The sequence below is a fragment of the Micromonospora sp. NPDC049139 genome (assembly GCF_055586845.1).
In genome coordinates this window covers 1-14,240 of the sequence record NZ_JBVJHK010000028.1, presented here as the reverse complement: position 1 = coordinate 14,240, position 14,240 = coordinate 1, and the positions used below count along the sequence as shown (strand labels likewise).

Below are 14,240 nucleotides of genomic sequence, written 5' to 3'. Positions count from 1 at the left end.
GTCGGCGGCGTCGAGGTCAAGCCGGCGGTGCCGGCGTTACGTCGGCGGGTGCCGGCGTCAGGGTCGGCGGAGCGTGCGGAGCGCGCCGGCCCAGGCGACGACCTGGTCCAGCATGGTGCTGACGGCCTCCTCGTGGTGGGCCGCCGGCCGGAAGTCGCGGAAGTTCACGAAGTCGGTCGTCAGGGAGAGCGCGACCTGCGACCGGACGTCGGCCACCCCGAGCTGCCCGAGCACCAGCCGCAGGTGCTCCGCCGCGCGGGTGCCGCCGTGCACGCCGTAGCTGACGAGACCGGCGGACTTGTGCTGCCACTCCTGGAAGAGGAAGTCGACGGCGTCCTTCAGCGCGCCCGGGATCGAGTGGTTGTACTCCGGGGTGACGAAGACGAAGCCGTCGAACCCGGCCACCGTCGTCGCCCACCGGCGCACGGCCGGACGCGTCGACGGCGCCATCGACGGCGGCAGCACCTCGTCGAAGTGCGGCAGGCGGTAGTCGGCGATGTCGACCAGCTCGACGGTGAGGTCGGCCCGCTTGGCGGCGAGGTCCCGCACCCAGCGCGCCACGACGTCGGCCTTGCGTCCGGGCCGCGTACTGCCGACGACGACACCGATCCTGACCATGGTTGATCTCCTCTACGGGGTGGGGACGGGGCTGGCGGGGGCCGGCACGGCGCTCAGGCCCCGGGCCAGCTCCACCGCGCCGTGCAGGGACGACAGGCCGCCGAGGGCGGCGGGGAGCACCGGCGGCGCCGGACGGCCGGGCCGGCCCGCCGAGCGGGCATGCTCGGCGACGAGCGGGACGAAGCCGGGCAGCCCGGCGGCGAAGCCGCCGCCGACGATCGCCACCGCGGGGTCCAGCAACTCGCCGAGGCTGACCACCGCCGCCGCCAGGGCGCGGCAGCTCACGTCGACCGCGTCGACCGCCCAGTCGCGGCCCTCGCGCAGCCCGTCGCGCAGGTCGTCGAAGCTCACCTCGGCCCCCCGACCGTCGGCCGCCCGGCGGAGGGTGGCCGGGCCGGCGGCCACGGACTGGAGGCAGCCACGCCGGCCGCAGTCGCAGCGCTCGCCGTCGAGATCCACCACCATGTGCCCGACCTCGGCCGAGGAGCGGCCGGGCACCGACCGCCCCGCCAGCACCACGCCGCCGCCGATGCCGGTGCCGACGCCCAGGTAGACCACGTCGTCGCGGCCGGCGTGCCGGGCCTCCGCCAGCGCGGCGAGGTCACCGTCGTCGGCCACGGCCGTCGCCGCGCCGGGGAAGAGCCGACGCAGCGCGCCGGCGAGGTCCAGGCCGGCCCAGCTCGGCCGGCCGGGCCACGTCGTGACGGCGCCCGCCGCGTCCGTGGTCGCCGGCATCGCCACCCCGACCGCGCCGACAGGCCCCCACGCGTCGCGCAGCCGGGTCACCTCGGCGGCCAGCGCGGCCAGGTCCGCCGCCGCGTTTGCGCCGTGCGGCCAGCGGAAGGTCCGGTCGTACGCCGGCCGGCCGGCCGCCTCGGCGCGCAGCGCCACCTTCGTGCCGCCGACGTCGACGCCGAGCACCCCGACGGAGCCCTGCCGGTCGGTCCCGGCGGCGGGACGCTGCGGGTCGAGCCCGGCGGCGGGACGCTGCGGGTCGAGCCCGACGGTGGGACGCTGCGGATCGGGCACGACGGCTCAGCCCTTGAGCACGTGGAGGACCACCAGCGCCACCGCGGCGACGGCGAAGATCACCGGCGTCAGGGTCATGGGGGCCGGGTCCTTCGCGCGGGCGTGGTAGACCACCGCGCCGACCATCTGCAGGGCGAGGCCGACGGCCGCCGCGATGCCCAGCGGCGCCCAGAGCAGCCCGAGCAGCAGACCGGCGACCGCGGCGAGCTCCAGCACCCCGAGCACGCGGGTCAGGCCGGGGGAGACGCCCAGGTGGTCCATCCGCTCGCGCATCTGCGCCTGCCCGGTCAGCTTCGGCACGGCGGTGCCCAGGAAGACCGCGGCGAGGATGGCGGTCAGGACGATGACGGGAATGTGCACGTGAGGTCCTTACGGTGAGGTGGCAGGATGCGGACGACCGTACCGGCGCCGGATCGGCGCGGTCGGCGGCGGAGGGCGGCGCGCCGAATCCTCACCGGACGGTCGCGACGAGGGCGCGGGCGGCCAGCCGGTAGCCCAGCGACCCGAGCCCGACGATGACGCCGCTGGCCAGCGGGGCGATGACGGAGTCGTGCCGGAAGCTCTCCCGGGCCCAGACGTTGGACAGGTGCACCTCGATGAAGGGCCGCGGGTAGTTGGCCAGCGCGTCGCGCAGGCTCCAGCCGGCGATCATCAGCGCGCCCGGGTTGACGATGGCGCCGACGGTGTCGTACCGGTTCTGGATCGCGCGGATCAGGGCGCCCTCGCAGTCGTGTTGCTCGGCCACCACCCGCCAGCCCCGCGCGGCGACCTCCTCGCCGACCGCCCGTTCGATGTCGTCGAGGGTGTCGGTGCCGTAGATCTCCGGCTCCCGCCTGCCGAGGATGCCCAGGTTCGGGCCGTTCAGCAGCAGCACGTCCGACACGCTTCACCTCGCGGGGGCGCGGCCCTGTCCCGACAGGACCCGATGACTGGTCCTCCGCAGTCTTACTACGCGGCCGGCGTCGGGCGACCCGGCGGCGGCCCCGGGGCGGGTGGACTAAGGGGTGCGTAGGGGCTGTTAGGGGCGGTGACCCGGCGCCCGGTTCGGTTACCGTCCCTCCTGCTGAGGCGATGCCGCCGGCTCCACGGGGGCGTCACCTACCTCGAACCGGCCATCCGGCGCCCCGGTGTGCCCGGACCGCGTACCGGCGGTCCCGGGTCGTCTGCCCGATGTCCGGCGAAGCCCCTGGTCTGCCCGAGTTGGGAAGTGGGAAGTCATGAGTGGTCAGCCCTCGACGGTGTCGGAGTTCCCCGAGTGGCCGCAGTTCGGTGACGAGGAGCGCGCCGGACTGATCCGCGCCCTCGAGCAGGGCCAGTGGTGGCGGATGGGTGGCAGCGAGGTCGACTCCTTCGAGCAGGAGTTCGGCGCCTACCACGGCACGCCGCACGCGCTGGCCGTCACCAACGGGACCCACGCCCTCGAGGTCGCCCTGGAGGTGCTCGGCGCCGGCCCCGGCACCGAGGTGATCGTCCCCGCCTTCACGTTCATCTCGTCCTCGCTGGCCGCGCAGCGCCTCGGCGCGGTCGCGGTGCCGGTCGACGTCAACCTGGACACCTACAACATGGACCCGGCCGCGGTCGAGGCCGCCATCACGCCGCGCACCAAGGTCGTCATGCCGGTGCACATGGCCGGCCAGTTCGCCGACATGGACGCGCTGAGCAAGCTCGCCGCCGACGCCGGGGTGGCGCTGCTCCAGGACGCCGCGCACGCCCAGGGCGCGCAGTGGCAGGGCAAGCGGGCCGGGGCGCTCGGCTCGGTGGCCGCGTTCAGCTTCCAGAACGGCAAGCTGATGACCGCCGGCGAGGGCGGCGCGATCCTCTTCCCCGACGAGGAACTGCGCGAGCGGGCGTTCCTCGTGCACAGCTGCGGCCGGCCCCGCACCGACCGGGACTACCTGCACAGCACGACCGGCTCGAACTACCGGATGGGCGAGTTCACCGCCGCCGTGCTGCGCGCCCAGCTCGGCCGGCTGGACGAGCAGATCGCGGTGCGCGAGCAGCGCTGGCCGCTGCTGGCGAGCCTGCTCACCGAGATCCCGGGCGTGGTGCCGCAGGGTCGCGACGAGCGCGGCGACCGCAACCCGCACTACATGGCCATGTTCCGGGTCCCCGGGATCACCATGGAGCGCCGCCGCGCCGTGGTGGACGCGCTGATCGCGCGGGGCGTCCCCGCGTTCGTGGCGTTCCGGGCCATCTACCGGTGCGAGGGCTTCTGGAAGGCCGGCGCCCCCGACGAGTCGGTCGAGGCGATCGCGGCCCGCTGCCCCAACGTCGAGCAGATCCACGCCGACTGCATCTGGCTGCACCACCGCACCCTGCTCGGCACCGAGCAGCAGATGCACGAGATCGCGGCCGTGCTCGCCGACGTCCTCGCCGAATGACCAGCCTGCCCTCGGCCGCCGCGACCGACCGCCCGGTGCGGGTCGCGGTGGCCGGCCTCGGGTGGGCCGGGCGGGAGATCTGGCTGCCCCGACTCGCCGCGCACCCGGGTTTCGCGGTGACCGCCGTGATCGATCCGGAGCCCGGCGTCCGCGACCGGGCCCGCGACAGCCACCACGTCCCCGCCGCGTACGCCGACGTCGACGAGCTGCCGGTCGGCGCTGCCGACCTGGTGGTGGTCGCCGTGCCGAACCACCTGCACGCCGCCGTCGCCGCCCGGCTGCTGCGCCGGGGCGTACCGGTGTTCCTGGAGAAGCCGGTCTGCCTGACCTCCGCCGAGTCGACCCTGCTCGCGGAGGCGGAGCGCGACGGCGGCTCGGTGCTGCTCGCCGGCAGTGCCGCCCGCTACCGGGCCGACGTCCGGGCGCTGGCCGACGCGGCCGGCGAGCTGGGGCCGATCCGGCACGTCGACGTGGCCTGGGTTCGCGCCCGGGGCGTGCCCGACGCCGGCGGCTGGTTCACCCGGCGCGACCTCTCCGGCGGTGGCGCGCTGGTGGACCTCGGCTGGCACCTGCTCGACACGGTGCTGCCGATGCTCGGCCCGACCCGGATCACCCACGCCATCGGCAGCGTCTCCGACGACTTCGTCAACGACAGCGCGGCCCACGCCGCCTGGCGCAGCGACGCCGACACCGCCGGCCGTACCCCCGGCGACGTCGAGGACACCGCCCGCGGCTTCCTGCTCACCGACACCGGCGCGTCCGTCACCCTGCACGCGTGCTGGGCCTCCCACGAGGCGCTGGACCGTACGACGATCACGGTGCACGGCGCGGCCGGCTCGGCGACCCTGCGCTGCACGTTCGGCTTCAGCCCGAACCGGGACCCGGAGCCGGTGCTGACCCGCACCCGCGACGGCGAGACCGTCCGGCTGCCGCTGCCCGCCGAGCCGATCGGCACCGAGTACGCCCGCCAGCTCGACGCCCTCCCCGGCCTGCTCGCCGACCCCGCCAGCCGGGGCGCGGCCGTCACCGAGGCGCGCCGCACCATCGACATCATCGAACGGATCTACGACTCCGCCCGGCCCACCACGCCGGAGCGGCAGCACGCCCTCGCGGGCGACAGCGGCCGGTGAGAACCACCGGCGACCTCACTCGCCCCGGGGAGCAGCCATGACCCAGTCACCGCCCACTGTCGACGCGACACCGGCTCTTGTCGACGTGGCCCGCCCGGCGCCGGCCCGGGGGCCGATCCGCGCGGTCGTGTTCGACCTCGACGGCGTCGTGGTCGACAGCTCGGCCGTGATGCGGGAGGCGTTCAGCATCGCGTACGCCGAGGTGGTGGGCGCCGGGCCGGCGCCGTTCGAGGAGTACAACCGGCACATGGGCCGGTACTTCCCGGACATCATGCGGCTCATGGGGCTGCCGCTGGAGATGGAGGAGCCCTTCGTCCGGGAGAGCTACCGGATGGCGCACCTCGTGCCGCTGTTCCCCGGCGTACGGGAGACGCTGGAGACGCTGCACGCCCGGGGCATCAGGATGGCCATCGCCACCGGCAAGAGCGGGCCGCGGGCGCGCTCGCTGCTCGACACTCTCGGGGTGCTGGGCCTGTTCGACCACGTGATCGGGTCCGACGAGGTGGCCCGCCCGAAGCCGGCGCCGGACATCGTGCTCCAGGCGCTGGGGCTGATGGACGTGCCGGCGAACCAGGCCATGATGGTCGGGGACGCGGTGATCGACCTGCTGAGCGGGCGCGAGGCGGGGGCCACCACGGTGGCCACGACATGGCACGGCGGGGATGTGAGTGGGTTGCTGGCGGCGGGGCCGGACCTGGTCGCGCACGCGCCGGGCGACCTGCTCGAACACTGCCCGGCGGCGCTCGTTCCCTGACGTCGCGCTGGGCGGCACTTCGAGCCAGCCGCCGGGCGTCGGGCTCCAGTTGACGCATGTGACGGACTGCGCACAGATGCTTCGTTACACGTCCGGCTAGACGATCTTTGTGTTGGTCGGGTAGCCCGAGGGGCTGAGCCTTCGGGATCCATCGCGTGGCCATGTCCCGTAGGTGGCGGCCGACCCCTGCGGGTTGGCATAGCGCCGGAGCCACGTCCGGCGCCGGATCGCCGACACCGAGTGCGCCGAAGTCGATGACAGCGGCCAGGCGGCACGGGATGTGCGGCGCCCTACGCCCAACCGTGGCGGGCGGCGTGCCAGCCGAGCTGCATCCGGGTCTCCACACCCGCCAGGTCCATCAGGTGGCGCAGGCGCCGTTGCAGGGTACGCAGCGACAGGTCGAGCTGGGCGGCGACGACCTGGTCGGTGAGCCCGGCCAGCAGCAGCGCCAGGATCCTGCGGTCCAGGTCGGTCGGGCCGTCGGTGCCGTCTCCGGCGGCTTCGGTCACGCCCCCGAGGTCGGTCGGTTCGAGTGGGTGGGCGTGCCGCCAAACGACCTCGAAAAGCGCGTCCATCGCGGCCAGCAGCCCGGTGCGGTGCAGCAGCACCGCCGCGGGCTCGCCGCCTGGCGTGGCGGTCAACGGCACCAGGGCCAGTTCCGCGTCGGCCAGGATGAGCTTGATCGGCAACGACTCGACGACCCGCACCTGGACGCCGCTGCGCAGGGACTCGAGGGTCTCGGCGACCACCCCGGGTTCGGCGAGCGCCGGGCGGTCCACCACGACCCGGAAACGTACCCCCTGGTTCACCGCTGTCGACTCCACCGCGTTGCTGCCCGGCGGTACGGCGATGAAGGGCAGTGTGACGAAGCTGCGTACCTCGGTGCGGGCGGCCTGCTGCACCTGGGCGAACCGGTGGCGGACCGCGTCGACGCCGGTGACCACCTCGATCAGTTCGTCGATGGTGCGCCCCGCGACCGCCCCGCGGTACTCCTCGGCGAGCGTGACGAGCGCCAGTTCGGCGCTGCGGAGCGCGTTGCGCTGCTCGCTGATGAGCGCGCCGAGCGCCACCGCGGGCGGCGCTACCGAGAACGCGCCGTCCGGTCCGGATTTCACCAGGCCGCAGGCCAAAAGGTGGGACAGCGCCGCCTCGACCGCCGCGGTGGGCATCCGCAGGGCGGCGGCCAACTCGTCCGGGCCGGCCTGCGCGCGCCGGACCAGCAGGCCGTAGACCGCCTCGTCCTCGGGGCCGAGGCCCAACGCGCCCAGCATCGGTGGCTGCCTCCCTCCGCCCGAGACGACGCGGAGAGTATGGGCCATGCTCATGGATCTTGAACAGTCCCGGGTGCCGTCCGGGTGGCCGGAAGGGGCCCCGGGACGAGCTGCGTCCCGGAGCCCCGCCAACCACATCACCGCACGCCGTAGGCCCGGATGATCGTCTGGCGCACGCCGTTGCCGTGCTCGTCGGTGAGGTCGACGCGCAGGGAGACGTTCTTACCGGCGGCCGCCGACTGGTCCACGGTGGTAACGAATCCGGCCCCCTTCCGGGTGACGGTCACCTCCTGCCACGTCGTCCCGTCGTCGAAGGAGACCCACGCCTGCGCCGCCGTGATCTGCCCGGCGTCGTAGTCGCGCTGACCGGCGCCGCCGAAGCCGATCTCGAACCCGGCGGTCGCCGGGGTCAGGTTCCGCGTGTCGACGGCGATGCCGTAGGACGGGACCAGGATCGGCAGGGCGTAGAGGCCGTTGTCGGACGGCCGCTGCGACCGGAACCGGAACTCCGTCTCGGTGCCGTAGAAGAGGCTCCAGTTCGGATGGCTGGGCGGCCCGGGGTTGAACCGCGTGGTCGTCACCCGCAGCCGGTAGGCCACGTCGGCGTCCGGCACGTCCCAGATCCCCTGCGGCCAGGCGCTCCGCCCGAGGCTGACGCCGTCGGCGAACAGCTCCGCGTTGCCGACGTCGCCGAAGCCGCCGATGCCGTAATGGTCGGGGTCGGAGTCACCCCACACCAGCATCGCCGCGCCGATCTGGCCCTCCTGCCTCTCGGCGATGCGCTCCGGCGACAGGTCCGCCCGCCGGATGCCGGTCGAGCGCATCGGGCCGCGGTACCAGTCCTCCGACCGGACGGACCCCGCCTCGGCGGTCCGCGGCGCGGCGAACATCGTCTCGTCCCGGACGCTCGCCCCGGCCATGAGGCGCTGGGTCTGCACACCGGCGGTCACGAACGAGGCCCGTTCGACCGGAACGGCGAAGGTGTCGGAGACGAGCGACACGGCGCTGGGGTAGTTCGCCGGGAAGAACTGGATTCCGTCGACGATGACCCGGTCGGTGCGGGTGGAATGGATCCGCTCGTCGACCCGGGCCATTTTCTTCTCTCTGACCTGCAGCGGCACGTCCGGCTGGGTCATCCGCTCGTTCGCGAACGCCACGTTGTAGACGTAGGGGCTCGTGACGACCGCGTCCCAGGCCAGCGTCACCGGTCCGGCGGCCAGCGCAGTCCGCAGGGCGGACTCCTCCATGGCGGTGACCGTCAGACCCGGGATCGCCGACGCGGCGACCGCGGACCAGCGGCCCGGCGCGTCCCGCCCGAAGAGGACGGCCTTGACGTCTGCGGCCGCGGCGGCGGTGAGGACCTTCGCGACATCGGTCGAGTGCACCAGCGCGATCTTCCCGGTCGCCGTGGCCAACTCCGCCTCACTGCCTGCTCCGGCGTCGACCAGCTCGGCGGTTCCGGATCCGTCGAAACGGGTCGGCACGCCGGCCTGGAGCCGGCTCGGCCCGATGTAGACGGGGTTGAGAGCGATCCCGCCGGTAGTGCGCAGGACCAGTTCGGGCGCGTACAGCCGGTAGTAGCTGCCCAGCTGGAAGCCGCCGTCGGTGACCGGCGTGGTCCGGCCGACGTAGACCTCGTCGACGGACTTCCCGCCGGTGTAGCCGCCGCTGATGTACGCGGTGTCCCACCAGCGGCCGTACTCCAGCGCGGCACTTTGCGCCTCGATCGGCCGCTCGGCGGTGACCTTCTGCCGGATCGCCGTCCGGGCGTCGTAGGTGATGGTCCGATCGACGTCATCGTTGTTGACCACCAACTCCGGGTCGCCCATGAACGTCACCGAGTGGACCAGACCGTCCGCCCCGGTGGTGCCCGCGTCACGGCTGGCGATCACGGCGTTGATCGAGTAGCGGCCCTCGCGCAGCCGCAGCGTCGGCTCGGTCGTGAACGACGCGAACCGCAGGGCGGTCAGCCGGTCCGCGTCCACGACGTCCACGAACGACGGAGTGGCCGGCGCCTCGCCGCGGCGGTCGATCAGCTTCAGCTTCACCGTGACCGCGTGCGGCTCCAGGTACGCCGCGATCGCCGTGACGACGGTGCTGCCGTCGGCTGCGGTGGCGACGAGCCGGGCCCCGATCGCGCCGTACTCGGCGGCCCTCAGATTGACGGCCGGGTCGAGGACGACGGGCACCTCGGCCGTGCCGTGCGCCGGGACGGTGACCGTGCCGATCCCGGCAGCGAACGTCCGCTTCGGCAGCGGCGCTCCGTTCTCGGCGGTCGCTCCGGCGATCGCGAGGTCGAACGCGACCGCCTCGTCACCGGTGTTGGTGAGCGTGACCGTCGTCGTGGTCTTCGGCTGGTGCAGGTGCGGCCAGGCGTACGATCCCGCGTCGACGACACCGGGGCCGACGACCGTCGCGGTCAACGGGCGCAGCGCGTCGACGACACCGGCGCCCACCTCGTGCACCCGGCCCGTGGTGCTCGGCGTCGCCGCCGAGATCAGCGCCGCCTTGCGCTGCTGCGCCGTCCAGCCGGGGTGCTTCTGCTTCAGCAACGCGGCAACCGCGGCGACGTGCGGGGTCGCCATCGACGTGCCCGACATCCGGGTGTACCCGCCGGTGCCGGACTCGGCCGCGAGGATCTCCACACCCGGCGCGGCGATCTCGGGCTTGACGGTGTGGGTGCCGGCGACCGGGCCACGGCTGGTGAACCATGCGGTCTGTCCCGCGGAGTCCACCGCGCCCACGGTGAGAACGTCCTTCGCGCACGCGGGCGCGCTGATCGTCTGGAGCGTGGGGCCCGCGTTGCCGGCGGCGACCACGAACAGCGAGGCGCTCTGCTGCGCGAGCGCCTGCGCGGCGACGCCGATCGGATCGGTGCAGTCGGTGCCGACGCTGCCGCCGAGGCTCATGCTGATCACGTCGGCCTTCTGGTCGACGGCCCACTGCATGCCGTTGATGATCCAGGACTCCTGGCCCTGGCCGTAACCGTTGAGCACCTTGCCGATGAGCAACTTCGCGCCGGGCGCGACGCCCTTCTCGACACCGCCGGAGGCAGCGCCGGTGCCCGCGACCGTTGACGCGACATGTGTGCCGTGCCCGTGCAGGTCCACGTCGGCGCCACCGGAGTCGGTGGTGAAGTTCTTCGCGCCGGCCACCTGCCCGGCGAGGTCCGGGTGCTTGCCGTCGTAGCCGGAGTCGAGGACGGCCACCGTGGTGCCCGTCCCGTCGAAGCCCGCCGCCCACGCCTGCGGGGCGTGGATCTGCGCGGCACTCTCGGCCATCGCCACGCTGACCCGCTCGTCCAGCCACAGCTTCGCGATGGCCGGCCCGTCACCGTCGGTCAGGTCGCGCCAGAACTCCGCGGCGCGCTCCTTGTCCGCCGACAGGGCGACGGCGTCCGCGACCGGTAGGGTCGCCTCGACGGTCGCGCCCTGCGGGGCCTGCGGCGCTTGGCGGGTACGCGTCACCGCGCCCCCGTAGGTGGCGAGCAACGGCAGGGCCGCGGCCGACCGGTCGTCGTAGCCCTGGCGTACCAGCGCGCTGACGTTGAACAGCTGCTCGTCGAGAATTCCCTCGGAGATCATCGGGACCGCGCGGGCTGGGACGACGTAGACGTCACCGCGGAAGACGCGCGTGATGTAGCCGTCCGGGTCGGCGTTCGGGCCCGGGACGAGCGACGCCGACGGGCGGCCCGTGGCGTCGACGGAGTACACGGCGAGGTCGCCGGTGATCAGTGTGACCGGTGTGCCGGCCGGGGTCGCCGTGCCGGACGCCGAGCCGACGATCGGCCGCTGCGGCGCCGCCGCGGCGGCGGGCGCCGCGGCGGCGGCAACGCCCACCGTCAAGGCGACGACACCCACGGCCCGGCTGAACCGGGCCCATCGGTGGTGGACAGACATGGGATTTCCTTCCGCGAATGCGTGGTCTGCACGGATCGTGGCAGCGCATCGTCTCGCGGAAAACGGATCACGGCTGGCGGTTCTGCGCCTTGGCGCTACTTCGCCACTTTCCGATCATTGCGCCGGCCACGTTGTGATCGCGGCGAGATGTTGCTGTTCAGCGCCCGCAGGTTGAGGACGGCTTCGGCACCGGCCAGGCCCCCAGCGGACGCCGGTGATGTCCATCCGGTCTTTGATCAGATGCCGGCAGGCTTCTTCGGCCACGCCGTTGGCGATCGGCCATCCGGGCGAGAATGCTGGCTTCCCTCACAGGTGAGGTGTGCGAAGGTCGTGACGGCCCGCTCGGTGTGTCGGGTCGTCGTCGACCTGGGGTCCGGCTTCGAGGAAGCGCAGCATGGACGCGGCCAACACCTCGGCGACAGGGGGCGGGACCAGGTCGGTGCGGACGGTGACGCGCAGGAGGACGTCCTCTTCGCCGGGAAGCACCTCGACGAGGCAGGCGCCCGACCACTCCCGGGCGTACGGCTCGACGACCTCCTCGGTGCGGCAGCCGGGCAGTTCCAGCGGAAGGACGACGTTGTCCTGGTAGGCGAAGGCGGGCAGGCTGTTGGCCACCTCGCGGGACAGGCCGACGGCCGGGTCGGCGGCGCTCTCCAGGAAGGGAATGTCCTGGGCGGCCATCAGCTCGTCCAGCGTCTGCTGGACGGCCCGCACCAGATCCTTCCCCGGCTCGTCGAACCGGACCCGGAGGCAGTTGGTGTTGATCCTGCTCGTGAAGGTGGAGTCGAGGATGCGGCTGCCGCGTTGGGCGACGATCACCACCAGGCCGATGTCGTCCTGCTGGTGGATGGCGCGCAGCGCGACGGCGTAGGCGGCGGCGAAGTAGGCGGAGCGGCTGAACCGGCGTACGCGGGCGGCGCGGTCCCAGCGTTCCAGCACGGCGGGGGTGACGGTGACGGTGTGCCCGGTCTTCGGGCCCCAGGCCGGGGTTTGATCCAGGAGCGCCTGGGACCGGCCCTCGCCCTGGCGGGAGAGCCCGCGCAGTTGCCCGCGCCAGTAGGTCCGCTGGGCTTCGAGGTCGGCGGCGTCACGCAGGCGGGTGTACTCGTCGTGGAACTGGCGCAGGGTTGGCGCGGACCGGTCCCAGACCGGGGTCTCGCCGGAAAGCCGGGCGGTGTAGGCGTGGCTGAGGTCGCGGACGAGGAGGGCGTGTGACCAGCCGTCGAAGGCGATGTGGTGGATGCCGACGCCGAACAGGATCCGGTTGGTGGACTTCTCGCGGATGAGGGCGGCTCGCCAGTTGCGGCCCTGGGTGTAGTCGAGTGGTTGTTGCACCGCTTCGGCGAGTTGGTCCAGGGCTTCCTGTTCGCTGGTGGCGTCGGTGAGGAGCCGGAGCTGGGGCATGCCGGGGTTCGGCGGGATGACGGCGACCGGGGGGTCGACGCGTCGGTAGCGGGCGTGTAGCGCCTCGTGCCGGCGGTGCACGTCGCCGAGCGCGGCCATCAGCGCGCGCAGGTCCAGCTCGCCCTCGATCCACCAGGTGGTCGGGCAGACCAGTTCGAAGGGGAGCCAGGCGAACTTGGAGACCGAGAGGGTCAGCGGGACGGGCCCGGACGGGTCGGGGCGTCCGGCGACGGGCGGCTCCGGCTGGGTCTGGGAGCGGCGGGGTGCGGTGGTGAGCCAGTGGGCCAGGGCGTGCGGGGTGGGGGTGCGGTGGATCTGGGAGACGGGTACCACCACGCCGGCGGCTTCGTCGATGGCGGTGGCGAGGGCGGCGGATTGGAGGGAGGTGCCGCCGAGGTCGAAGAAGCTGTCGTGGGTGCCGATGCCCTCGATGCCCAGCACGGTGGCGAATACGCCCGTGACCAGCCGTTCCTCGTCGGTCGCGGGTTCGACGTAGTCCACGCCGAGGTCGGGGCGTTGGGAGCCGGGCTCCGGTAGCGCTCGGCGGTCGATCTTCCCGGTGCCGCCGACGGGGAACCTGTCGAGGACCATGATCACGGCCGGGACCATGTACGAGGGCAGGGCGATCGCGGCGTGTGCGCGTAGTTCGCTCACGATCGGCGTCCGGCCGTCCCGTCCGGTCACATAGCCCGCCAACCGGGCGACACCCTGATCTTCCCGACGGACGACCACGGCCGTGCCGACGTCGGGGTGCTGTTCGAGGACGGCTTCGATCTCGCCGAGTTCGATGCGGATGCCGTTGATCTTGACCTGGTGGTCCATGCGGCCGAGGATTTCCAGGGCGCCGGTGGTGTTCCATCGGCCGAGGTCGCCGGTGCGGTAGGCGAGGCCGCCGCCGTGCGGGTCGGTGACGAAGCGTTGTGCGGTCAGCTCGGGGCGGTTGAGGTAGCTGTCGGCTACGCCCTTCCCGGCGATGAGGATTTCGCCGGGGACGCCCATCGGGACGAGGTTCAACTGCGCGTCGACGACGCGGATCTGCCGGTTGGGCATAGGGCGTCCGATCGGCACGTACGCGCCGCCCCAGCCGGAGGATGCGTCGTACCAGGTGCAGGCGACGGACGCTTCGGCCGGGCCGTAGGCGTTGATCAGCCGGGTGCCGGCGGCCAGCCAGCGTTGGGCCATGCGGGGCGGGATGGGTTCCCCGGCGAGGGTCACGCAGGACAGGCTCGGGCAGTCGGCGGGGTCGACCGCGGCGAGGTTGGTGGGCGGGCAGAACGCGTGGCTGGTCTGCTCCTTGGCGATCAGCTCCGTCAACCGGCGGGCGTCGAGCAGGTCGTCGCGGGAACAGACCACGACGCGGGCGCCGGAGGTCAGCGCGGTGTAGATCTCGCCGAGGGCCACGTCGAAGACGGGGGCGCAGCAGTGCAGCATCCGGCTGTCCGGGCCGACCTCGCACTCCTCGCGCATCCAGCTGAGGAAGTTCGTCAACATCGCATGGGTCAACACCACGCCCTTCGGCTTCCCGGTCGACCCCGACGTGTAGATGACGAACGCCGGCGCGGAGGTGTCCACCACCGGTAGGTCGACCGGTGCGGTTGCGTCGACCGTGGGCGAGTCGTCGTCGAGGGCGACCACTGTCACGCCGTTCTCGGCGGGGACGTGGGGGGCGACGGCGCTGACGGTGAGCACGATCCGTGCGCCGTGGTCGCCGAGCAGCATGCGCATTCGTTCTGTCGGCCAGGACACGTCCATCG

10 protein-coding genes are annotated in these 14,240 nt (G+C 73.2%); 3 read left to right on the top strand and 7 right to left on the bottom strand.

The window, feature by feature from the left end:
- Positions 1-57 precede the first annotated feature (57 nt).
- The 4 genes from ACZ6Q9_RS30980 to ACZ6Q9_RS30965 all read right to left on the bottom strand — a co-directional run bounded on the left by ACZ6Q9_RS30980 (position 58) and on the right by ACZ6Q9_RS30965 (position 2,530).
- Complete coding sequence (locus tag ACZ6Q9_RS30980; protein ID WP_396830781.1) at positions 58-618, bottom strand: NADPH-dependent FMN reductase; 561 nt, start codon at positions 616-618, stop codon at positions 58-60.
- Positions 619-630: 12 nt separating this feature from the next.
- On the bottom strand, positions 631-1,539 hold the full coding sequence (locus tag ACZ6Q9_RS30975) for an ROK family protein (RefSeq protein WP_396830794.1): 909 nt from the start codon (positions 1,537-1,539) through the stop codon (positions 631-633).
- A 114-nt stretch (positions 1,540-1,653) separates the two neighbouring features.
- Complete coding sequence (locus ACZ6Q9_RS30970) at positions 1,654-2,007, bottom strand: DoxX family protein (RefSeq protein ID WP_396830783.1); 354 nt, start codon at positions 2,005-2,007, stop codon at positions 1,654-1,656.
- Positions 2,008-2,098: 91 nt separating this feature from the next.
- Entirely contained in the window at positions 2,099-2,530 is a 432-nt protein-coding gene (locus ACZ6Q9_RS30965; protein WP_350710205.1) for a type II 3-dehydroquinate dehydratase, read from the bottom strand.
- Between the two features lie 334 nt (positions 2,531-2,864).
- Here ACZ6Q9_RS30965 and ACZ6Q9_RS30960 point away from each other — a divergent pair, with 334 nt between their 5' ends.
- The 3 genes from ACZ6Q9_RS30960 to ACZ6Q9_RS30950 are packed head-to-tail and all read left to right on the top strand — an operon-like array spanning position 2,865 to position 5,912.
- Positions 2,865-4,028 carry a DegT/DnrJ/EryC1/StrS family aminotransferase gene (locus tag ACZ6Q9_RS30960; protein ID WP_396830784.1) on the top strand — a complete coding sequence of 388 codons (1,164 nt, stop codon included), beginning with the start codon at positions 2,865-2,867 and terminating at the stop codon, positions 4,026-4,028.
- The gene (locus ACZ6Q9_RS30955; RefSeq protein ID WP_396830785.1) at positions 4,025-5,158 is read left to right on the top strand and encodes a Gfo/Idh/MocA family protein; all 1,134 of its coding nucleotides are present in this window, start codon (positions 4,025-4,027) and stop codon (positions 5,156-5,158) included. Before ACZ6Q9_RS30960 ends, ACZ6Q9_RS30955 begins: the two co-directional genes overlap by 4 nt.
- 37 nt (positions 5,159-5,195) lie before the next feature.
- Complete coding sequence (locus ACZ6Q9_RS30950) at positions 5,196-5,912, top strand: HAD-IA family hydrolase (protein WP_393460051.1); 717 nt, start codon at positions 5,196-5,198, stop codon at positions 5,910-5,912.
- Positions 5,913-6,202: 290 nt separating this feature from the next.
- Here ACZ6Q9_RS30950 and ACZ6Q9_RS30945 read toward each other — a convergent pair whose 3' ends face one another.
- The 3 genes from ACZ6Q9_RS30945 to ACZ6Q9_RS30935 form a co-directional block, all read right to left on the bottom strand.
- On the bottom strand, positions 6,203-7,183 hold the full coding sequence (locus tag ACZ6Q9_RS30945; RefSeq protein ID WP_393460054.1) for a transcriptional regulator TrmB: 981 nt from the start codon (positions 7,181-7,183) through the stop codon (positions 6,203-6,205).
- 137 nt (positions 7,184-7,320) lie between these two features.
- Positions 7,321-11,082, bottom strand: coding sequence for a S8 family peptidase (locus ACZ6Q9_RS30940; protein WP_396830787.1), 3,762 nt, complete (start codon positions 11,080-11,082; stop codon positions 7,321-7,323).
- Between the two features lie 306 nt (positions 11,083-11,388).
- Positions 11,389-14,238 carry an amino acid adenylation domain-containing protein gene (locus ACZ6Q9_RS30935; RefSeq protein WP_466021459.1) on the bottom strand — a complete coding sequence of 950 codons (2,850 nt, stop codon included), beginning with the start codon at positions 14,236-14,238 and terminating at the stop codon, positions 11,389-11,391.
- Between the last annotated feature and the right edge of the window lie 2 nt (positions 14,239-14,240).